Origin of the sequence: Mesorhizobium sp. M0904 (assembly GCF_040319475.1) — a bacterium.
In the GTDB taxonomy this organism is placed as follows: Bacteria; Pseudomonadota; Alphaproteobacteria; order Rhizobiales; family Rhizobiaceae; genus Mesorhizobium.
Genome location: NZ_JAMYOC010000004.1, coordinates 217217 through 239122 on the forward strand (window position 1 = coordinate 217217; position 21906 = coordinate 239122).

Sequence of the window (21906 nt, forward strand, 5' to 3'; positions counted from 1 at the left end):
CTTATTCGGTGACGTCGACGCCGTCAAACCGATGAATGCCGAGCGGGTCCATAACGAAGCCCGACACCTTCTTGTTCATCGGCATGAAGACCTTGGAGTGGGCGATGGTCAGCCACGGAGCCTCACGCTTGAACACCACCTGAGCTTCCTCGTAGATCTTGGTGCGCTCGGCGACGTCCGTCGTTGCCTTGCCTTTTTTCAGCAGGGCTTCGAATTCCTGATTGCACCAGATCGCATAATTGGACTGGCCGATGGCATCGCAACCGAGCAGGAAAAAGAAGTTGTCCGGATCGCCATTGTCCCCGGTCCAGCCCAGTTGGAAGGCGCCGTCGCGATCCTTGGCTTTGCCGCGCTGGCGATACTCGGTCCATTCGTAGCTGACGATCTCCGCCTTGACGCCGACGGCGGCATAGTCGGCCTGGATCAACTCGGCGACGCGCTGGGCGTTCGGGTTGTAGGGGCGGCTGACCGGCATAGCCCAGATCTTCATCGACAGATCCTTGACGCCGGCGTCGGCCAGCATCTTCTTGGCCGCCTCCGGATCGTAGGGATCGTCCTTGATGTCCTTGTTATAGGACCACATGGTCGGCGGGATCGAGTTGATGGCCGGCGTGCCGGCACCCTGATAGACCGCGTCGATGATTGCCTTCTTGTTCACCGCCATGTTGAGGGCCTTGCGGACCTCGACCTTATCGAAGGGCGGCTGCGTTGTGTTATAGGCCATGTAGCCGATATTCAGGCCTTCCTGCTCATCGACCTTGAGGTTCGTGTCGGCCTGCAGTCCGGCAATGTCGGCTGGCGCCGGGTACGACATGATATCGCATTCGCCCGCCTTCAGCTTCTGCGCGCGCACGGCGGGATCGGGCGTGATGGCGAAGATCAGATCGTCGATCTTCTGGCGGCCGCCATAGTAGCCGTCCCATGCCGCGTAGCGGATGACCGCGTCGACCTGGTAGTCGACGAACTGGAACGGACCGGTGCCGACCGGCTTCTGGGTGAACTGCTGCCTGGTGCCGGCCTTGTCGAGCTGGTCGGCATACTCTTTGGAAACGATCGAGGCGAAATCCATGCCGAGGTCCGGCAGGAACGCGACTTCAGGCTTGTTCAGCACGAATTTCACCGTCAGGTCGTCGACCTTGACGATTTCCTTCAGGAGATCGGGGAAGCCCATGCCGGTGAAATATTCCCAGCCGGTGCCTTCCAGATAGCTGTACCACGGGCTTTCTTTCTTCCACTGGCGTTCGAAGGAAAAGATCACGTCGTCGGCGTTGAGGTCGCGCGTCGGCGTGAAATAATCGGTCGTCTGGAATTTCACACCAGGGCGAAGCTTGAAGGTGTATTCGAGACCGTCGTCGGAAACCGTCCAGCTCTCTGCCAGGCCGGGGGAGATGGTGGTCTTGCCATGCTCGAACTCGACCAGGCGCGAATAGATGGTGCGCGACGAGGCGTCGAAGTCGTTGCCGCCGCTCCATGGCGACGGGTCGAAGCCGGCCGGCGAAGCCTCCGAGCAATAGACCAGTTGTTTTGCGTTGGCCATGCCGCCGAGGACGCTTGCAGCCAGCAACGCGGCTGCAAAAGTCAGTTTCTTTTTCATTGAGCACTCCCTGATGTTCTTCCAAGCCCCTCTATCAGGCTCGCGAAGGCCGCATATAAGCACCGTTTTTCTAGCTTTGGAACTGCTTGTTTGCCTAACCCACGGGAAGCAGAAAAAAATTCCGGCACGCGGCAAATTGTGGAAAAAACGAGCCGAATCCGCAGATCACGACATTATTAGCGACTTCAATTTTTTGTTGATCGGCGATGCCGCCAATTGTGGGAATCGAGCCTTTCGGTTCAAGAGACCCGCGTCCGAAAACCGGTCGCGGCCGAGAGGTTTGACGGCAAGTCTTACCGCACTCCTGGTGGCGAAGGCTTGCATGGCCGCCGCTTGTGGCAATACATAGATAGATGGGCAGCGTGCCGAATTTTCCCGGGTTTCGGGCATTGCGGCAAGCGTTGGGATATCTTTGTTGATCAGGGCGGTGGTGGCGCGCAAGCATGCCGAAACAATAAGAACGATTGAGGGAGCGACAGGTGGCAAAACCGGCAAAGACAACCAGCGCGGCGAAAGCAAAGGCCGAGGCAACATCGAAAGCAGTCAAGTCAAAAGCGGCCGACGCCAAGCCGGCGGCTACCGCGAAGGCAAGCGCGAAGCCGGCGGCGAAGACCACGGCTGGAACGGCTGCTAAACCGGCAACCCGCAAGACGGCGCCTGCTGCAAAGTCTGCCGCCAAGCCGGCGGCGAAGGCAGTGCCGACAGCGCCCCGACCGTCGGCAGGTCCGGCCAAGAGATTACCAAAGGCGATCACGTCGCTGGCCGCCGGCCTGCCGGAAAAACCGTGGCTCAAGAGTTATCCAAAGATCGTGCCGGCCGAGATCGGCGCCCTGCCCGCCAGCTCGATCGGCGACTTTCTCGTCACCGTGTGCAAGCAGTTTGCGAATCGGCCGGCCTTCGTCTGCATGGGCAAATCGATCACCTATGCCGACCTCGAGCGACAGTCGGCCGCCTTCGGCGCCTATCTGCAATCAACGGGGCTGCAGAAGGGCGCGCGCGTCGCACTGATGATGCCGAATGTGCTGCAATATCCGGTGGCGATCATGGCAGTGCTTCGCGCCGGCTATGTCGTGGTCAACATCAATCCGCTCTACACGCCGCGCGAGCTGGAGCACCAGCTCAAGGATTCCGGCGCTCAAGCCATTGTCATCCTCGAAAATTTCGCCTGTACCCTGCAGACGGTGATCGCCAGGACCGCAGTCACGCATATCGTGGTCGCCTCGATGGGCGACATGCTAGGCGGGCTCAAGGGACCAATCGTCAACTTCGTTGTACGCCGCGTCAAAAAGATGGTCCCGGCATGGTCGCTGCCCGGCCATGTCAAATTCAGCGCCGCGCTGAAGGCAGGCGCCGGCATGGCCTTCAGGCCCGCAAAGGTCGCGGCCGACGACATCGCCTTCCTGCAATACACAGGCGGCACGACCGGCATCTCCAAGGGCGCGATGCTTTTGCACAGCAACATTTTGGCGAACGTCGCGCAGAACGCGCTGTGGGCTGAAGACGCCTTTACCGTCAAGCCTAAGCCGGCGCATCTGAACTTCCTCTGCGCGCTGCCGCTCTATCACATTTTTGCGCTGACGGCGAACGTGCTGGTAGGCATGCAGCAAGGCGCACAGAATGTCCTCATCCCCAATCCGCGCGACATTCCCGGCTTCGTCAAAGAGCTGCAGAAATACCCGATCCACATCTTTCCGGGCCTCAACACGCTGTTCAATGCGCTGCTCAACAATGAGGATTTTCGCAAGCTCGATTTCAAGCCGCTGATCCTGACGCTGGGTGGCGGCATGCCGGTGCAGAGGGCCATCGCCGAACGCTGGAAGGCGCTGACCGGCTGCCCGATCAGCGAGGCCTATGGGCTTACCGAAACCTCACCGGGGACAACCATCAACAAATTCAGCGACGGCGTTTACACCGGCACGATCGGCCTGCCGCTGCCCTCGACCGAGATCGCCATCCGCGACGACGACGGCAACAATTTGCCGCTCGGCGAAGTCGGCGAAATCTGCATCCGCGGACCGCAAGTGATGGCCGGCTACTGGAACCGGCCGGACGAGACCGCCAAGGTGATGACTGAGGACGGCTTCTTCAAGTCGGGCGACATGGGCTTCATGGACGAGCTTGGCTACACCAAGATCGTCGACCGCAAGAAGGACATGATCCTGGTTTCCGGCTTCAACGTCTATCCGAACGAACTCGAGGAAGTGGTGGCGCAGCATCCGGGCGTACTCGAAGTGGCGGCGATCGGCGTGCCGGACGAGCATTCGGGTGAAGTGCCGAAGCTGTTCGTCGTCAAGAAGGACCCTGGGCTGACCGCCGAAGCGCTGGCGGCTTATTGCAAAGAGAACCTGACCGGCTACAAACGCCCCAGGCATATCGAGTTCCGCACCGAGCTGCCCAAGACACCGGTCGGCAAGATCCTGCGACGGGCGTTGCGGGGCTAGGCGCAGCTTGAGCGATTGCATCGCCGGCGCCAATGCGGTGGGTATAGGCTCGCGCCCAGATCCGGCAGAGTTCATCCGGGCGAACATGCGGATCGCGGCAGTACCTGCGGTTCCCGAAATTCGGCTTTACACCGCCCATCCGGGAAGCGGGCTCAGGCGGCTTGTCGAGTGGAACCAACACGCTACCGAAGAAGACGGACCTGAACCGGAGCCACCGTATTGGGCCTATGTCTGGGCCGGCGGCGCGGTGCTCGCCCGCTATATTTTCGACCGGCCGGAGACCGTGACCGGCCGTCGCGTGCTCGACCTCGGCGCCGGCTCGGGCCTCGTCGGCATCGCAGCGGCAAAAGCCGGCGCAAGCGCGGTGATCGCGGCCGAGATCGACCGCAACGGCGTTGCCGCGATCGGCCTCAATGCGATGGCGAACGGCGTTGTGATTGCGACGATCGGCGGGGACATAACCAGCGGTCCGCCGCCACCGGTGGATGTCGTGGTGGTCGGCGACCTGTTTTACGCCCATGATCTTGCCGGCCGGGTCGTTCCCTTCCTCGACCGCTGCCTCGCTGCCGGCATCGAGGTGCTGGTCGGCGATCCGGGCCGCGCCTATCTGCCCCGCTCGCGGCTTCGCCTGCTGGCCGAATACGAGGTGGCGGATGTCGGCGAAGGCAGGAATGCGGCGATGAAACCGAGTGGCGTGTTCTCGTTCGGACAGTTTAGCTGCGAGTCTAGACCGTCTCGCTGACTCGGGCCGCAAGAAAATCGGGCAGATCGGCAACTGAATCGAGGATGACGTCGGCGATCTGCGACAGCGATTCCCGTGTGCCGGTGCCGGACAGCACGCCGATCGCCAGGCCACAGCCGCCGGCCCGCGCCATCTCCAGATCGTGGCGATTGTCGCCGACCATTGCGATCGTCGCCGGCCTGAGCCCTGTCAGATCCGAGAAGGCAAGGATCGTATCCGGCGCCGGTTTTGGATTGGCCACCGCATCGTAACCATAGGCGGCGTCGAAAAGCTGCGCGACGCCGAGAGTGACCAAGGTCTTTTCCGCGCCGCTGGTCGAGTCGTTGGTGGCGACGCCAAGCCGGTAGGATTTTCTGTGAAGCAGGCCAAGCGTCTCGACCACACCCGGCAGCGCCACCGCCATTGCCGATCCCTGCGCCGAAGTGATGGCGTTGAAGCGGGCGACGGCAAGCATCTGGTCCTCGTCTGACAGCCGTGGAAACCACAGCTCGACGACGTCCATGTTGGTCCCCGAGGCAAAAATCGAATCCGGCTTGAAGCGCTTGCTGGCGAAGTCGAAGCCCGCCGCCGCAAGCAGCCTGTCTGCTTTCCAGCGATCGCCTTCGGCCGCATCCATCGCCATGAAGTCGGCGATGCCCAGCCATGTCGCGTTGAAATCTACGAGCGTGCCGTCCTTGTCGAACAATATTCCCTTGATGTCCGCCAAGCTTTTCACTCCAGGCCGCGCAAGCGGTGGATGTATTCCAGCAGTCCGGCAGTCGAGGCGTCCCGCTTTGCGGCGTTCTCCTTTCCTTCAACGACGGGCAGCAGCCCGGTCGCCAGTTCCTTGCCGAGTTCGACGCCCCATTGGTCGAAGGAGTTGATGTTGAACAGCGTGCCTTCGACGAAGACGCGGTGCTCGTAGAGCGCAATCAGCCGTCCGAACGTGTGGGGGTCGAGCTTTCTGTAGAGGATCGTCACCGAGGGGCGGTCGCCGGAGAAGACGCGGTGCGGAGCAATCCTGTCGACATCAGCCGGCTTCATGCCTTTCGCCAGCATCTGTGCGCGGGCTTCCTCCAGCGTGCGGCCCTTCATGAAGGCTTCCGACTGCGCCAGGCAATTGGCAAGCAGAAGGTCGTGGTGATGCTTCAGTTCCGGCTCGTGGCCTACGGCAGCGGCGAGGAATTCGACCGGAATGAAATCGGTGCCCTGATGCAGAAGCTGGAAGAAGGCGTGCTGGCCATTGGTGCCGGGCTCACCCCAGACCAGCGGGCCGGTCGGCGTCGTCACAGCGCCGCCGTCCAGGGTGACGCTCTTGCCGTTCGATTCCATGTCGAGCTGCTGCAGATAGGCCGGGAGCCTGGACAGACGCTGATCGTAAGGGATGACGGCGCGAGCGGGGTATTTGCAGATCACGCGGTGCCACCAGCCGATCAGCCCCATCAGCGCCGGCAGGTTCTTCGCCAGCGGCGCGGTGCGGAAATGCTCGTCCATCTCATGGGCGCCGTCGAGAAAGGCGCGAAAATCCTTCGGGCCGATGGCGATCATCACCGGCAGGCCGATCGCACCCCAGACGGAATAGCGGCCGCCAACCCAGTCCCAGAAGCCGAAGACGCGATCGGGCGCGATGCCGAACTTGTCGACCAGGTCGAGCGCCGTCGAGACGGCGGCGAAATGCTTGCCGACCGCTTCCTTGCCGAGCGCCTTCTCAACCCATCCGCGCGCGGTCTCGGCATTGGTCATAGTTTCGACCGTGGTGAAGGTCTTGGAGGCGATGATGAACAGGGTGGTTTCGGCGGAAAGTCCCTTCAGCGTGTCGTGGATATGCGCACCGTCGATATTGGATACGTAATGCGCGCGCGGCCCGTCATGATAGGGCGCCAGCGCCAGCGTCGCCATGGCAGGGCCGAGATCGGAGCCGCCGATGCCGATGTTGACGATGTCGGTGATCTTCTTGCCGGTCGCGCCGGCCGCCTTGCCGGAACGCACCGCGTCGGCGAAGGCACCCATCGCGTCGAGTACGGCAAGGACTTCCGCCTTCACGTCCTGGCCGTCGAGCACGATGCCCTTGCCGGTCAGGTTGCGTAGTGCCGTGTGCAGCACGGCGCGGCCTTCGGTGACATTGATCTTCTTGCCGGCAAACATCGCGTCGCGCCGGCCTTCGAGGTCGGCGGCCTCAGCCAGCTTCTCCAGCAACTCCATCGTCCGCGCATCGACCGCACATTTCGACCAGTCGAGCAGCACGTCGCCGTCGCTGGCGGAGAATTTCTCGAAGCGCTGCGGATCGGCGGCGAAAGCCTCGCGCATCGAGCCCGATTTGGCCGCACGATGATCGCGCAACGCGCCGAGCTGCTTTTGAAAGGACGGTTGATCCACTGCCTCGCTCCGGTTCTTGAGGTGCATCTTATCAGGCCGGATGTTTCCGGCGCGTGTCGTCGCGGCAAACTATCGGGTCGAATTCCATCTGTTTCAATGCGCAGCGATGCCGCAGCGCAGCGCGGGCCGGCGCAAAGGATCACTGGTATAAATCCCAGCGATCAGAAAAATTGATTGGCGCAACACCTTGTGCCACCGGTACATTCGACTGGTCCAGCCAAGTGAAAAAAGCTGGCCATCGAGGAACATCTCCCATGCCACAGCGAAACGACACGGCCATATGGTCCGGCCTGTTCCGGATTTCGGCGGACTCCGGTCAGACCCTGCAGGCGCAGATCCGCCAGGCGATCGTCGCCGCCATCCTCGACCGGCAGATCGCGGCTTCGATGCCGCTTCCGTCCTGCCGGATTCTTGCCGAAAAACTCGGCGTAGCGCGCGGCACCGTGGTGCTGGCCTTCCAGCAGCTGGTCGACCAGGGCTTCCTGGTGGCGCGCGAGCGCCGCGGCCATTTTGTCAATCCCGAGGTGCTGGCGACGCCGGCCAAGCCGCACCAGAAGGCGCCCGACCAGGCCAACGAGATCGACTGGAAGGCGCGCCGGCAGATCGCGGCGAGCGACATGCCGCCGCCGGCCAAGCACGACAACTGGATCAAGTCGTCCTACCCCTTCGTCTACGGCCAGTTCGACCCGGCGCTGTTCCCGACCGCCGAATGGCGCGAGTGCAACCGCATGGCGCTGGCGGTGCTCGAAATCCGCAACTGGGCATCCGACATGGTCGACCGCGACGATCCGCTCCTGATCGAGCAGATCCAGGCCCGGCTGCTGCCGCGGCGCGGCATCTTCGCCAATCCGGACGAGATCATCGTGACGCTGGGCGCGCAGAACGCGCTTTACATGCTGGCCACGCTTTTGATGACCAAGGGCTCCAAGGTGGCGATGGAAGACCCCGGCTATCCCGATGCACGCTCGATCTTCCGGCTGGCCGGCGCCGATATCCAGCCGGTTCCAGTCGACCACTCCGGCATCGTAACCTCTGCTATTCCTACTGATTCCGGCTTCGTCTTCGTCACGCCCAGCCACCATTGCCCGACCATGGTGCCGCTGTCGGCGGAGCGGCGGCAGGATCTTCTGGCGCGCGCCAACCGGCACAACCAGATCATCATCGAGGACGGCTATGACAGCCAGCTCCTGGACGAGGCGCCGCAGCAGGCGCTGAAGAGCCTCGATCGGTCCGGCCGCGTCGTCTACGTCGGCTCGATGTCGAAGACGCTCGCTCCCGGCCTCAGGCTCGGCTACATCGTCGCCTCGGCCGGGCTGATCTCCGAGCTGCGGGCGCTGCGCCGCTTCATGCTGCGCCATCCGCCGGCCAACAACCAGCGCGCCGTGGCGCTCTTCCTGTCGCTCGGCCATCACGAGGCGCTGGTGCGGCGGCTGTCGAGTGCCTTCGACGAGAGGCGAAAGCGTCTGGTCCATGCGATTTCCGCCTTCCTGCCTGAGTGGCGCTCGACCGATTCGGCCGGCGGTACGTCGCTCTGGCTCGAGGGGCCGCGCGGCACCGATTCGCGCGGACTGGCGGAGGCCGCAGCCTCGCGCAGCGTCATCATCGAGCCCGGCGACCGCTTCTTCGATCGCACCGAAAAGCCATCGCGTTTCATGCGCTTGGGCATTTCCTCGATCGCGTTGCAGCACATCGAACCCGGCATCCGCGAACTGGCGACGGCAGCTGGACGCAGGCCGGCAGCGGCCTGATCTCCCTTCCCCGACCGGAGCCTGGCGCATGTAGTGCGGCTCCGGTCCTTTAGCTCCTTGGCATATGCGACGGGACCGGCTGGCACATAGGCTGTGCCAATGCCGGCGGCATAGTCGCTGTATAGAGGGGACGAAGCAGGCCGATGGTGGACCAACCGCCGCGCCCGCTCCGCAGCTAAAGTTGGAGTGCCTTCATGCCAATGGCCCATGAGAAGCAGGACGTGTCCGCAGACCAGCGTTCGCGGCGGTCCGGCGGGCGCGAGGCGCGCCGCGCCATGCGGGCGGCACCGCTTGCCGACGACGTCAAGCCGGTGCGCGCCGGCCTCGAAGGCGGGAGCTACAGCCCGCTCAGCGGCAATGATTGCGAACGTATCCATGAGGCCGTGCTTACCCTTCTGGAGACAGTCGGCTTCGCCAATGCCATCCCCTCCTGCATCGAGGCACTGACCAAGGCGGGCGCGACCCTCGGTGAGGACGGCCGCCTGCGCTTTCCTCGCGGCCTTGTGCTCGACACCATCAAGAAAGCGGCGCGGCATTTCACCCTGCACGGCCAGGATCCGAAGCACGACATGGTGATCCAGGGCAAGCGTGTGCATTACGGCACGGCTGGTGCTGCGGTGCATCTTGTCGATGTCGAAAAGCGTGAGTATCGCGAGTCGCTGCTGCAGGACATTTACGATGCCGCGCGCCTGGTCGAAGGGCTCGACAACATCCATTTCTTCCAGCGGCCAATGGTGCCGCGCGACATTCCCGACCCGCTCGATATGGATTTCAACACGCTCTACGCCTGCGTCATGGGCACGTCGAAGCATGTCGGGACCTCGTTTACCGTGCGCGAGAACGTTAAGCCGGCGCTCGACATGCTCTATGCGATCGCGGGCGGCGAAGCGAATTTTCGCGCCCGGCCTTTCGTCTCCAATTCGAACTGCTTCGTCGTGCCGCCGATGAAGTTTGCCGAGGACGCCTGCGGCGTTCTCGAAGCCTGCGTCGAGGGCGGCATTCCGATCCTGCTGCTGTCGGCAGGACAGGCGGGTGCGACGGCACCGGCGGCGATTGCGGGCGCCGTGGTGCAGGCAGTCGCCGAAGTGCTCGTCGGCCTTATCTATGTCAACGCGATCAAGCCCGGCCATCCGGCGATCTTCGGCACCTGGCCGTTTGTCTCGGATCTCAGGACCGGCGCCATGTCGGGCGGTTCGGCCGAGCAGGCGGTGCTGACCGCGGCCTGCGCGCAGATGGCGCAATTCTACGATCTGCCGGGCGGTTCGGCCGCCGGCATGACAGATTCGAAACTGCCTGACATTCAGTCCGGCTACGAAAAGGGCATAACCGACGTGATGGCCGGTCTCGCCGGCCTCAACCTGGTCTATGAATCGGCCGGCATGCACGCGTCGCTGCTCGGCTTCTGCCTGGAGAGCCTGATCATCGACAATGACATGCTCGGCCACTGCCTGCGCTGCGTGCGCGGCATCGAAGTGACGGACGAGTCGCTGTCGATCGACACCATTGCCGATGTCTGCCTGAAAGGGCCGGGCCATTATCTCGGCAACGAGCAGACGCTGCGGCTGATGCAGACCGAATATTTCTATCCGGCCGTCGGCGACCGCTTTTCGCCGAAGGAATGGAATGAGAAAGGCAGGCCCGATATCCTGCAACGGGCGATCATCGAGAAGAAACGCGTGCTTGCCGAACGCTTCCCGCGCCATGTGCCAAAACCGGTCGACGACAAATTGCGCGCCCGCTTCGGCGATATGATCAAGCTGCCGCGCGACAGAATGGGCGGCTGAGCGTTACCCGCTCGCAGCCAGCAACAAGACACCGGCCAGTGCCGATCCGGCGAGCGTCGGCAGCATGCCGATCTTCAGCTTCAGGATGGCGATCATCGAGGCACAGGAAAGCAGCGCCGCGCGCCAGTCTATCGATGAAAGCACCGGCACGTCCATTCCAAGCCCGACATTGCGCACTTCGCCGAAGATGACGTGCAAGCCGAACCATAGAGCGAGGTTCATGATGACGCCGACGACGGCGGCGGTGATCGCACCGAGCGCCGCCGACAGTGCCTTGTTGCCGCGCAGCGCTTCGATGTAGGGCGCGCCAAGGAATATCCACAGGAAACATGGGGTAAACGTCGCCCACAGCGTAAGCAGCGCTCCAAACAATCCGGCAAGAAGCGGCGCGAGCGCGCCGGAGTGGCGGAAGGCGGCGACGAAGCCGACGAACTGCAAGACCAGGATGAGCGGACCCGGCGTGGTTTCGGCAAGTCCGAGGCCGTCGACCATTTCACCCGGGGCGAGCCAGCCGAAGGATTCGACCGCTGCCTGCGCGACATAGGCAAGGACGGCGTAGGCGCCGCCGAAGGTGACGACCGCCATGACACTGAAAAAGCCACCGATTTGCGTCCATACGCTGGCAGAGCCGGTGACAGCCCAGACGAGCAGAACAGGCCCGAGCCAGATCGGTAGCCAGATCGCCAAAGTGCGCGGCGCATGCCATCGCGTCGGCCTGACGTGGGTCAGTTCGCCGCGCTCGAACATCAGATCGACCGCGCCCTTAACGTCGGGAACATCGCCCTTGCCATGCGAGACGCCGGAAAAAAATGCCGGCGCACTACGGTTGCCGATCCAGCCTGCCAGCCCGGCAAGCAGGACGATCAGCGGAAACGGCACGTTCAACGCGTAGATGGCGATGAAGGCGGCGAGTGCGATCGACACCATGACGGGGTTTTTCAGCGCGCGTCTGCCGATCCGGATCACCGCCTCGATGACGATGGCGAGCACGGTCGCTTTGACCCCGAAAAACAGCGCCGCGACGAGTGGTACGTCGCCATAGAGCGCATAGAGGCTGCTCAGGACGAGCATGACAAGCGCGCCCGGCATGACGAAGAGAATGCCGGCAACAAGGCCGCCGACCGTTTTGTGCAGCAACCAGCCGATATAGATGGCGAGCTGCTGGGCCTCAGGGCCAGGCAGCAGCATGCAGTAGTTCAACGCATGCAGGAAGCGCTGTTCGCCGATCCAGCGCCGGTCCTCGACCAGTTCCTTGTGCATGAGCGCGATCTGCCCGGCCGGGCCGCCAAAGCTGAGCACCCCGATTTTCGCCCAGACCTTCACGGCCTGCCGGAAGCTCGGCACAACCGGCTCCCGGATCTCCGCCGGCTTTTTCGAAAGGACGGCGCTCACGATGGTTTGCCCGTGCTGACTGCGCCGGCGGCCGGCCAGTTATGCGTCTCCTCGGTGGCATCGCGGCACCAGCGGAAGAACGCATCGTAGAGCAGCATGCCGGCCTCGAGCTGCTCCAGATCGTCGCGAAACATCCGTGACAGGCCAAGCGAGGCCGCCAGGAACCCGGCCGCCTGTGGAACAAGATCGAGGCTCGCAGTATCGGCAGCGCGTATGATCGTGGCCAGGCGATCGAGCGCTTCGGATTTAAACCCGAACTCCTCGATCATGGTGTCGAAGGTGCAGCGTTCGCCGCGGTGGCTCCAGAACACGTTCTCGATGTCGAAAGGCACGGCCTGAAAGCGATCGGCGACGGCCGACACTTCAGCCGGCTCGACGAAGAGAAAGACCGCGTGCGGATCGATGAAGCGTCGGATCAGCCAAGGGCAGGCGATGCGATCGACCTTCGGGCGCGTACGCGTCACCCAAACGGTGCGGCCCTTGGCGTCAACGGGCGGTATCTTGTCGGCGTGAACGAGAAGGCCCTTGGCATCGCGCCATGCTTCAAACCCGCCGTCGAGCGATTCGGCGGCTATGCCCTCGTGGCGCAGCCATGCGGCGACGCCTTGCGAGAGCTTTTTCCCCTGCTGGCAGACGACTGTCACTTGCCTGCCGGCGAAGTCGGCAGCCCAGTTCGAGACAGTCCTGAAATCACGCCGATCCGACCCCGGCAGCAGGCGCGGATCGGAGTTGTAGTCATCATCGATGCGGACGTCGATGACTGCGGGCGCACCCGGCAGCCCAATCAGACGGGATAGTTGCGATACGGTGATAGCGGTTGTTGACGGCATGGCGTCCACCTCCTTGAAAGAGAAGCTTGGACGCGAACGTTGGGCTGACGCCTCACGGGGTCGTCGCGATGCACCCCTTGCGATGATCGTGGATTTGTCACGCTCGCTTGTCAAGCATTTGTCCCTGCTGTCGCAGGACAATCGTTTTTGACAAACGATGGCGTCCAACTCTGTGCCGGGCATTTCTCCCCGTTAGCGGGCTGTTAACGGGGAGAAATGAGGTGACCGCAACACCGGCGACCTGACGGCTGGCCCGTGCGATGGACCCTGGTCAGTGATTGTCCCTCGGCACGCCGCTTGTATGCGCCACATCCTGGTATTTCACCGCCGGCTTCAGCACCATGCCTTCGGAAAACTGGTCGACCATGCCGCGCTGGATTTCCTGCCAGGGCGTCTGGTGCTTCGGATAGTGATAGCCGCCATTGTTCTGCAGCTCGGCGCGGCGCCGCGCGATCTCGTCGTCGCTGACGAGGATGTCGGCGGTGCCCTTGCGCAGGTCGATGCGGACGCGGTCGCCGGTCTTCAGCAGCGCCAGGCCGCCGCCGATGGCGGCTTCAGGCGAGGCGTTGAGGATCGACGGCGAGCCCGACGTGCCCGACTGACGACCGTCGCCGATACAGGCCAGCGCGTGGATGCCCTTTTTGATCAGATAGGCAGGCGGCTGCATGTTGACGACTTCGGCGCCGCCGGGATAGCCGATCGGACCGGCGCCGCGCATGAACAGGATGGTGTGCTCGTCGATGCCCTGTGCCGGGTCGTCGATGCGGGCGTGATAGTCCTCGGGGCCGTCGAAGACCATGGCGTTGCCCTCGAAGGCTTCGGGGTCCTTCGGGTTCGACAGATAGCGCTCGCGGAACTCGGGCGAGATGCCGCTGGTCTTCATGATCGCCGAATCGAACAGATTGCCCTTGAGATTGATGAAGCCGGCATTGGCTTTCAGCGGCTCGGCAACCGGGCGGATGACGTCGAGGTTCTCGTTAACGGCGCCGCGGCAATTGTCGCCGATGGTCTTGCCGTTAGCGGTCGTGGCTTCCGGATAGGGCAGCAGGCCGCCCTTCATCAGTTCGGCGATCACGGCCGGCACGCCGCCGGCATGGTGATAGTCCTCTCCGAGATATTCGCCCGTCGGCTGCAGATTGACGATGAGCGGTATGTTGAGGCCGACCTTCTGCCAATCGTCATTGTCGAGCGGCACGCCGAGATGGCGGGCGATGGCGTTGAGGTGGATCGGCGCATTGGTCGAGCCGCCGATCGCCGAGTTGACGACGATGGCGTTCTCGAAGGCCTTACGGGTCATGATGTCGGAGGGCTTCAGATCCTCATGCACCATGTCGACGATGCGCTTTCCGGTCTCGTAGGCGATCTGGCCGCGTTCGCGATAGGGGGCGGGGATAGCGGCCGAGCCCGGCAATTGCATGCCGAGCGCCTCGGCCAGCGAATTCATCGTGGTGGCGGTGCCCATCGTGTTGCAATAGCCGGTCGACGGGGCCGAGGAGGCAACGATATCCATGAACTCGTCATAGCCAATCTCGCCGGCCGACAGGCGCTGGCGCGATTCCCAGACGATAGTGCCGGAGCCCGTGCGCTTGCCCTTGTGCCAGCCGTTGAGCATCGGCCCGACCGAAAGCGCGATGGCCGGGATGTTGACGGTGGCCGCGGCCATCAGCATGGCCGGCGTCGTCTTGTCGCAGCCGATGGTGAGCACCACACCGTCGAGCGGATAGCCGTAGAGCACCTCCACCAGGCTGAGATAGGCAAGATTGCGATCAAGTGCAGCAGTCGGCCGTTTGCCGGTCTCCTGGATCGGGTGGCAAGGGAACTCGAAAGGGATGCCACCCATCGAGACAATGCCTTCGCGCACGCGCTTGGCCAGTTCGATGTGGTGGCGGTTGCAGGGCGACAGGTCCGAGCCGGTCTGCGCGATGCCGATCAGCGGCTTGCCGGACATCAGTTCGGCCCGCGTCAGCCCGTAATTCAGGTAACGTTCCAGATAGAGTGCCGTCATGCCCGGATTGTCGGGATTGTCGAACCACTCCTGCGAGCGAAATTTTTTCTTGCTGGTGGGGGCGCCTGCCATCGTGGTCTCCGTATTTGTATGACAAATCGATATGACAACGCGCGGGAGCAGGCAAGGGGCACGCGCAATCCGAATCCGCACTTTGGTGCGATAGACACACATCTGCCTCCGCGCTAGACGGGATCGTGGTTTGTCAGCCCGCTATCCCGGAAAAGCTGGAACGTGTCGCCGCGGACCTACCGGGCCCTTCCGGCCGCCCTCCCCTCAAGGTCCCACTTGGGGGAGGACATCCGCATCACTCGAACACGATGCTCGGCACTGCAGCCTCGGCCGCGCCGCGCTCTTCATTGACGCGGTCCCAAACCTTGGCGGCGATGTCGCGGTAGATTTTCGCCTCGGCGCCATCGGGTTTCGAGACCACCACCGGCGTGCCAGCATCCGAGCTTTCGCGGATGCCCATCTCGAGCGGCACTTCGCCAAGGAAGGTGACCCCGAGACGCTCGGCCTCGCGGCGCGCGCCGCCATGGCCGAAGATGTCGTAGCGTTTTCCCGTATCGGGGGCGAGAAAATAGCTCATATTTTCGACGATACCCAATAGCGGCACGTCAACCTTTCTGAACATGTTGAGGCCTTTGCGCGCATCGATCAGGGCCAGGTCCTGTGGCGTCGAGACGATGACGGCGCCGGCCAGCGGCACCTGTTGGGCCATGGTCAGCTGGGCGTCGCCGGTGCCGGGCGGCATGTCGACGACGAGCACATCGAGCGGTCCCCATTCGACCTCGCGCAGCATCTGCGTCAATGCCGACATCACCATCGGCCCGCGCCAGATCATCGGCGTCTCCTCATCGACGAGAAAGCCCATCGACATGACCTTGAGGCCATAATTTTGCATCGGTTTCAGGATCTTGCCGTCGACGGTCTGCGGCCTGCCTCGAATGTTGAGCAGACGCGGCATGGAAGGGCCATAAATATCGGCATCGAGCACGCCGACCCGCAGCCCGTTGGCGGCAAGCCCAAGGGCGATATTGACGGCGGTGGTCGACTTGCCGACGCCGCCCTTGCCGGAAGCGACGGCGATGATGGCCTCGATGCCGGGTACGCCGCGCTTGCCCTGGCTGTGCGAGGCAGGCGCCTGTGGGGCGGGACGGGCAGGTGCGGCTGGTGGAGCGGGCCTCTGAGCCGGTCTTTGCGGAACCGGCGCCTCCATGCCGCCGCCCTTCTTTTCCGCCGTCAGCGCGACCACGGCGCCGGCGACACCGGGGATCGCCTTGACGACACGTTCGGCCGCCGCACGCAGCGGCTCCATCTCCTGGGCACGGGCAGCGGGAACGGTGATCGAGAAGAACACCTTGGCATCGGCAATGAAAATCTCTGAAACCATGCCGAGATCGACGATATTGCCGGTGAAATCCGGCCCATTGACCGTCTTCAGGCGCTCGATAACCATTTCCTTGGTCACGTTTTCATGGGCGGCGGGCATGAGTTTTTCCTCTACTTTTCCGCTCCAGATAATGCAGTTCCGGAACAGAACCAAGCGATGGACCAACAGTTGCAGCGGCGTATGGGGGAGGAAGCGACCATACGACAGCATTTCCAGCGGGAGTGGCCGTCGCCAAATCGTCAACGCAACCTATTTCAGTGGACATGGAATGACCGCCAGCGAAGGAGACGAATCATGCTCGCAAACAGCAACGCAACGGCCAATCTCGCGGTGAAGGACCTGGCCAAGGCCAGGGCTTTTTACGAAGGAACGCTCGGCCTGAAAGAAGTGCACAATGAGGGTGGTGAACTGATCGTCTATGAAAGCGGCGATACCGCCATCAACGTCTACCGTTCGAACTTCGCTGGGACCAACAAGGCGACGGCTGTGACCTGGACGGTCGGCGATGAACTCGGCAAAATCGTTGAGGCATTGAAATCGAAGGGCGTGACATTCGAGCATTACGACATGCCAGGCCTGACGCTTGAGGGCGATGTCCATGTCGGCCAGGGCATGAAGGTCGCATGGTTCAAGGATCCGGACGGCAACATCCTGAACCTTGTGGATAGGTAGATACGGCGCATCGCCTGCCGCGCAGTGCTACGGTGCTGTCACCATGCCAGGCCGACCGCGAGGTAGGTGAGAGCCGCGATGGCCGCGGTTGCCGGCAAGGTGACGATCCATGCCACCACGATGTTGCCGGCAATGCCCCAGCGAACGGCGGAGACGCGGCGGGCGGCGCCGACGCCGATGATGGCGCCGGTGATCGTGTGCGTGGTCGATACAGGAATACCGAGCCAGGTGGCGGCGAACAGGGTAATCGCACCGCCGGTCTCGGCGCAGAAACCCTGCATCGGGTTCAGCCGGGTGATCTTGGAGCCCATGGTGTGGACGATGCGCCAGCCGCCGAACAATGTGCCCAGCGCCAGCGCCGACTGACAGGTGATGACGACCCACAGCGGCACGTAGAAATTCGCGCCGAGCATGCCTTGAGAATAGAGGAGCACGGCGATGATGCCCATGGTCTTCTGCGCGTCGTTGCCGCCATGGCCGAGCGAATAGAGCGAGGCGGAAAAGAACTGCATGACGCGGAAGGTGCTGTCGACGGCAAACGGTGTCTGCCGCAGGAACAGCCAGGAGACCGCGAGGATCAGGACGAGCGCCAGCAGAAAGCCTGCCGCCGGCGATAGCACGATGGCCGCCGTGGTCTTGCCCAACCCGGCCCAGACGATGGCGCCGGTGCCTGCCTTGGCGACGCCGGCGCCGACCAGACCGCCGATCAGCGCGTGCGAACTGCTGGACGGGATGCCGACGAGCCAGGTGACGATGTTCCAGACGATGGCGCCGACAAGTGCTGCGAAGATCACGGCCGGCGTGACGATGCTGGCGTCGATGATGCCGGTTCCCAGCGTCTCCGCCACGTGGAGACCGAAGAACATGAAGGCGATGAAATTGAAGAAGGCCGCCCAGAACACCGCATAATGCGGCCGCAGCACCCGGGTGGAGACGATGGTGGCGATGGAGTTGGCGGCATCGTGCAGGCCGTTGAGGAAATCGAAGAACAGCGCGACGACGACAAGGCCGACCAGCACGGGAAAGGCTATCGCGGCTTCCACTATACGTTCTCGATGACGATGCCGCTGATTTCGTTGGCAACGTCCTCGAAGCGGTCGACCACCTTCTCCAGCTGGCCGTAGATCTCGCTGCCGATCAGATAGGCCATCGGGTCGCTGCGGCCATGCCGCTTGAACAGGTCCTTCAGGCCTTGCTCGTGCAGGTCGTCGGCCCGGCCTTCGGCACGCATGACTTCCTCGGCGATGGCATTGAGGCGCACCGTGTGCGCCCCGACCTTGCCGAGCAGCGGGATCGCCTCGGCCACCAACTTGGCGGCCTCGACGATGACGCCTCCCATTTCCTGCATCAGCGGGTCGAATTCCTTCTTCTCGAACAGCCTTACCGTCTTGACGGTCTTGTGCATCATGTCGATGGCATCATCCATCGACTGGATCAGGTCCTTGATGTCGCCGCGATCGAAGGGCGTGATGAAGGAGCGCCGCACCGCAAGCAGCACCTCCGCGGTGATCTGATCGGCTTCGTCCTCGAGATCGATGATCGTCTGACACCAGCGGTCGATGTCGTTGCCCTGCAGAAGCTGCTGCAGTGCCTCGGCGCCACCGACCACGGTGCGGGAATGCCGCTCGAACAGGTCGAAGAAGCGATCTTCGCGCGGCAAAAGCTTGCGGAACCAGCCCAGCATGTTCGGTCTCCCGTCGTGTCCAGTCCACGACCCCGTCTGATCCACATAGCGCCGCATTCCATTGCGGGAAACAGTAAGCCGGCTGAAAGATGTGGATGCGGACGATTTACACAGGCGGCTTGCGGCCGAAGGCGATTTCCACGACCTTGCGCGCTACGACAGGACATATCGTCCGTGACAGGCTCCCGACGGCATGATCGACAAGCTGGAATTCTTCATAGCACTTGCCAAGGAAGAGCATTTCGGCCGGGCGGCCGAAGTATGCGGCGTCACCCAGCCGACACTTTCGGCCGGCATCAAGCAGCTGGAGGGCCAGCTCGGCGTGATGCTGGTGCTGCGCGGCTCGCGCTTCCAGGGGCTGACGCCGGAAGGCAAACAGGTGCTGGTGTGGGCGCGCCGCATCGTCGGCGACAGCAGGACCATGCGCGAGGAGATGCGGGCGGCGCGTCACGGCCTGTCAGGGCGTATCCGCATCGCGGCGATCCCGACGGCGCTGGCCATGGTGGCGCGATTGACGACGCCGTTTCGGGCAAAACACCCCGGCGTCACCTTCTCGGTGCTGTCGCGGACCTCGATCGAGGTGCTGTCGCTGCTCGGCAATTTCGATATCGACGCCGGCATCACCTATCTCGACAACGAGCCGCTCGGACGCGTCACCAGCGTACCGCTCTATGACGAGCGCTATCAGCTGATCACCGCCGTCGGGAACCCGTATTTCGACCGCGACAAAGTGACATGGGCCGAGCTCAGTCAGCTGCCGCTCTGCCTGCTGACGCCGGACATGCAGAACCGCCGCATCATCGACCAGCATCTGGCCGAAGCCGGCGTGCAGGTGCGGCCGACATTGGAATCCAACTCGATGATCGTGCTGTTCTCGCATATCCGCACCGGCAAATGGTCGTCCATCATGCCGCTTAACCTTGCGGAAACGTTCGGCTTTTCCGAGCCGATCCGGGCTATCCCGATCGTCGAGCCGGATGCCAGCCACACCGTCGGGCTGGTGGCGGCGCCGCGCGAACCGCACACGCCGCTGGTCTCGGCGCTGTTGGACGAGGCAATGGCGCTGGCGGACGATTTCCGCACCCGTCGCTAGGCTAGACAATGCTGGTGATCGCGAACGATAGAAAATTTCTATCGAGCAACGGATCGGCTTTATTGATTTAGCGGGTTTCCTCTGATTTCCTAAGCACTTAGCGGAAGACCGCCACGACCAGGGAGGGCGCTGCATGTCGATGCAGCCTGCAAGTACCGAGATCGCATCGCGCACCGCGGCGATCATCCACGAGTTGAAAGGCCTCGAAGGCCCGCTGTTGCCGATCCTGCACGGCATACAGGAAGAGTTCGGCTATGTGCCGCAGGATGCGCTGCCGGTCATCGCCGAGGCGCTGAACATCTCCAGGGCCGAGGTGCATGGCGTCGTCACCTTCTATCACGATTATCGCAGCCAGCCGGCCGGCCGGCATGTGCTGAAGCTCTGCCAGGCGGAAGCCTGCCAGTCGATGGGTTCGGATGCGATTGCCGCCAGGCTCAAATCATTGCTGGGCATAGGCTTCCACGAGACAACCCGCGACGGTTCGGTGACGCTGGAGCCGGTCTATTGCCTCGGCCTTTGCGCCTGCTCGCCGTCGGCGATGCTGGACGGCGAGGTGATCGGGCGGCTCGACGACGAAAAGCTCAATGAAATCGTTGCCGAGGTGCGCTCATGATCCCGCGTATCTATATTCCCGGCGATTCCGGCGCGCTGGCGCTGGGTGCGGAAAAGGTTGCCAAGGCGGTTCGGGCGGAATTGGCCGAGCGCGGCATCGAGGCCAAGATCGTGCGCAACGGCTCGCGCGGTGCCTATTTCCTCGAGCCGATGGTCGAGGTGGCAACGGCCAATGGCCGTGTCGCCTATGGGCCGGTGAAGCCATCCGACGTCAAAAGCCTGTTCGACTGCGGCTTCCTCACCGGCTGTCACCACAAACGCTGGCTCGGCGCTCCCGACCAGATTCCGTTCCTGGCGAGGCAGACGCGGCTGACCTTTGCGCGCTGCGGCGTCACCGATCCGCTGTCGCTCGATCACTACAAGGCGCATGGCGGGCTGAACGGCTTGCAGAATGCAGTGGCGATGATGCCGGCCGACATCGTCAAGCAGGTGACCGAGTCCGGGCTGCGCGGTCGTGGCGGCGCCGGCTTCCCGACTGGCATCAAATGGAAGACGGTGCTCGATACGTCGGCCGACCGCAAATACATCGTCTGCAATGCCGATGAAGGCGATTCCGGCACGTTCGCCGACCGCATGATCATGGAAGGCGACCCTTTCGTGCTGATCGAAGGCATGGTGATCGCCGGCATCGCCACCGGCGCGACCAAGGGCTTCATCTATATCCGCTCCGAATATCCGCATGCGGTGGCGGTGATGCAGAAGGCCGTCGAGATCGCCCGCAAGGCCGGCGTGCTCGGCGTCAATGTGCTCGGCTCGGCCAATTCATTCGACATGGAAGTCCGCGTCGGCGCCGGCGCCTATGTTTGCGGCGAGGAGACGGCGCTGCTCGACAGCCTCGAAGGCAAGCGCGGACAGGTGCGGGCCAAACCGCCACTGCCGGCGCACAAGGGCCTGTTCGGCAAGCCGACGGTGATCAACAACGTCATCTCGCTGGCCTCGGTGCCGGTGATCATGGACAAGGGCGCCGCCTTCTACAAGGATTTCGGCATGGGCCGTTCGCGCGGGACCATCCCGATCCAGATTGCCGGCAACGTCAAATATCCCGGTCTCTACGAGGCGGCGTTCGGCATGACGCTGGGTGAGATCGTTGACGATATCGGCGGCGGCACGGCGACCGGGCGTCCGGTCAAGGCTGTGCAAGTGGGTGGCCCGCTCGGCGCCTATTTCCCGCGCGCCCTGTTCGACACGCCATTCGACTACGAAGCGTTTGCCGCCAAGGACGGGCTGATCGGCCATGCCGGCATCGTCGTTTTCGACGACAGCGCCGACATGCTGAAGCAGGCACGCTTTGCCATGGAATTCTGCGCTATCGAAAGCTGCGGCAAGTGCACGCCGTGCCGCATCGGCTCGACGCGCGGCGTCGAGGTGCTGGACCGGCTCGCCCAGAACATCGAACCGGAAAAGCAGATCGCACTGGTCACCGACCTTTGCAACACGATGAAGTTCGGCTCGCTTTGCGCTCTCGGCGGCTTCACCCCATATCCAGTGATGAGTGCACTCAACCATTTCCCGGACGACTTTCGGCCGACGCCAGTCGCCGAAGCAGCGGAATAGGAGCGGA

General features: G+C 63.1%; 18 protein-coding genes. 8 read left to right on the forward strand and 10 right to left on the reverse strand.

Annotated elements, in window-relative coordinates; translation table 11 throughout:
• Position 1 precedes the first annotated feature (1 nt).
• Both NKH80_RS06670 and NKH80_RS06675 read right to left on the reverse strand, forming a co-directional pair.
• The gene (locus NKH80_RS06670) at positions 2-1594 is read right to left on the reverse strand and encodes an ABC transporter substrate-binding protein (RefSeq protein WP_352990368.1); all 1593 of its coding nucleotides are present in this window, start codon (positions 1592-1594) and stop codon (positions 2-4) included.
• Between the two features lie 94 nt (positions 1595-1688).
• Positions 1689-2387, reverse strand: a complete 699-nt coding sequence (locus tag NKH80_RS06675; RefSeq protein ID WP_352702392.1) for a hypothetical protein — start codon at positions 2385-2387, stop codon at positions 1689-1691.
• Positions 2388-2403: 16 nt separating this feature from the next.
• Between NKH80_RS06675 and NKH80_RS06680 the strand changes: the two genes are divergently transcribed.
• Positions 2404-4035 carry a long-chain-fatty-acid--CoA ligase gene (locus NKH80_RS06680; protein ID WP_352990372.1) on the forward strand — a complete coding sequence of 544 codons (1632 nt, stop codon included), beginning with the start codon at positions 2404-2406 and terminating at the stop codon, positions 4033-4035.
• Positions 4036-4042: 7 nt separating this feature from the next.
• Positions 4043-4777 (forward strand): class I SAM-dependent methyltransferase, encoded by a 735-nt coding sequence (locus NKH80_RS06685; protein WP_352739376.1) that lies wholly within the window; start codon positions 4043-4045, stop codon positions 4775-4777.
• On the opposite strand, the gene NKH80_RS06690 is transcribed toward NKH80_RS06685, so the two are convergent.
• Both NKH80_RS06690 and pgi read right to left on the reverse strand, forming a co-directional pair.
• Positions 4761-5483 (reverse strand): HAD family hydrolase, encoded by a 723-nt coding sequence (locus NKH80_RS06690; RefSeq protein WP_352506078.1) that lies wholly within the window; start codon positions 5481-5483, stop codon positions 4761-4763. The genes NKH80_RS06685 and NKH80_RS06690 overlap by 17 nt on opposite strands.
• A 5-nt stretch (positions 5484-5488) precedes the next feature.
• The gene (gene pgi / locus NKH80_RS06695) at positions 5489-7132 is read right to left on the reverse strand and encodes a glucose-6-phosphate isomerase (protein WP_352990374.1); all 1644 of its coding nucleotides are present in this window, start codon (positions 7130-7132) and stop codon (positions 5489-5491) included.
• Positions 7133-7386: 254 nt separating this feature from the next.
• On the opposite strand from pgi, the gene pdxR reads away from it, so the two are divergent.
• Positions 7387-8880 carry a MocR-like pyridoxine biosynthesis transcription factor PdxR gene (gene pdxR, locus NKH80_RS06700; protein ID WP_352506076.1) on the forward strand — a complete coding sequence of 498 codons (1494 nt, stop codon included), beginning with the start codon at positions 7387-7389 and terminating at the stop codon, positions 8878-8880.
• 194 nt (positions 8881-9074) lie between these two features.
• Positions 9075-10664, forward strand: a complete 1590-nt coding sequence (locus NKH80_RS06705; protein WP_352476035.1) for a trimethylamine methyltransferase family protein — start codon at positions 9075-9077, stop codon at positions 10662-10664.
• A 3-nt stretch (positions 10665-10667) separates the two neighbouring features.
• Here NKH80_RS06705 and chrA read toward each other — a convergent pair whose 3' ends face one another.
• From chrA to NKH80_RS06725, 4 genes are all read right to left on the reverse strand, one after another.
• Complete coding sequence (gene chrA, locus NKH80_RS06710) at positions 10668-12056, reverse strand: chromate efflux transporter (protein ID WP_352739371.1); 1389 nt, start codon at positions 12054-12056, stop codon at positions 10668-10670.
• A complete protein-coding gene (locus NKH80_RS06715; RefSeq protein ID WP_352739369.1) occupies positions 12053-12886 on the reverse strand; it encodes a chromate resistance protein ChrB domain-containing protein in 834 nt (277 codons plus the stop codon). The genes chrA and NKH80_RS06715 overlap by 4 nt, the downstream gene beginning before the upstream one ends.
• Positions 12887-13157: 271 nt before the next feature.
• On the reverse strand, positions 13158-14963 hold the full coding sequence (locus tag NKH80_RS06720) for an IlvD/Edd family dehydratase (protein WP_352739367.1): 1806 nt from the start codon (positions 14961-14963) through the stop codon (positions 13158-13160).
• 235 nt (positions 14964-15198) lie between these two features.
• Positions 15199-16383, reverse strand: coding sequence for an Mrp/NBP35 family ATP-binding protein (locus NKH80_RS06725; RefSeq protein WP_352476039.1), 1185 nt, complete (start codon positions 16381-16383; stop codon positions 15199-15201).
• A gap of 195 nt (positions 16384-16578) precedes the next feature.
• Here NKH80_RS06725 and NKH80_RS06730 point away from each other — a divergent pair, with 195 nt between their 5' ends.
• Positions 16579-16956 carry a VOC family protein gene (locus NKH80_RS06730; protein WP_352990449.1) on the forward strand — a complete coding sequence of 126 codons (378 nt, stop codon included), beginning with the start codon at positions 16579-16581 and terminating at the stop codon, positions 16954-16956.
• A 38-nt stretch (positions 16957-16994) separates the two neighbouring features.
• On the opposite strand, the gene NKH80_RS06735 is transcribed toward NKH80_RS06730, so the two are convergent.
• Positions 16995-17999: an inorganic phosphate transporter gene (locus NKH80_RS06735; RefSeq protein ID WP_254816178.1), complete on the reverse strand. Its 1005-nt coding sequence runs from the start codon at positions 17997-17999 to the stop codon at positions 16995-16997.
• On the reverse strand, positions 17999-18640 hold the full coding sequence (locus tag NKH80_RS06740; protein ID WP_254816177.1) for a DUF47 domain-containing protein: 642 nt from the start codon (positions 18638-18640) through the stop codon (positions 17999-18001). The genes NKH80_RS06735 and NKH80_RS06740 overlap by 1 nt, the downstream gene beginning before the upstream one ends.
• Positions 18641-18833: 193 nt before the next feature.
• Here NKH80_RS06740 and NKH80_RS06745 point away from each other — a divergent pair, with 193 nt between their 5' ends.
• The 3 genes from NKH80_RS06745 to NKH80_RS06755 all read left to right on the forward strand — a co-directional run bounded on the left by NKH80_RS06745 (position 18834) and on the right by NKH80_RS06755 (position 21899).
• Positions 18834-19733: a LysR family transcriptional regulator gene (locus tag NKH80_RS06745; protein ID WP_254816176.1), complete on the forward strand. Its 900-nt coding sequence runs from the start codon at positions 18834-18836 to the stop codon at positions 19731-19733.
• 133 nt (positions 19734-19866) lie between these two features.
• Positions 19867-20346 (forward strand): formate dehydrogenase subunit gamma, encoded by a 480-nt coding sequence (locus NKH80_RS06750; protein WP_352644503.1) that lies wholly within the window; start codon positions 19867-19869, stop codon positions 20344-20346.
• Positions 20343-21899 carry a formate dehydrogenase beta subunit gene (locus NKH80_RS06755; RefSeq protein WP_352990378.1) on the forward strand — a complete coding sequence of 519 codons (1557 nt, stop codon included), beginning with the start codon at positions 20343-20345 and terminating at the stop codon, positions 21897-21899. Before NKH80_RS06750 ends, NKH80_RS06755 begins: the two co-directional genes overlap by 4 nt.
• Positions 21900-21906 lie beyond the last annotated feature (7 nt).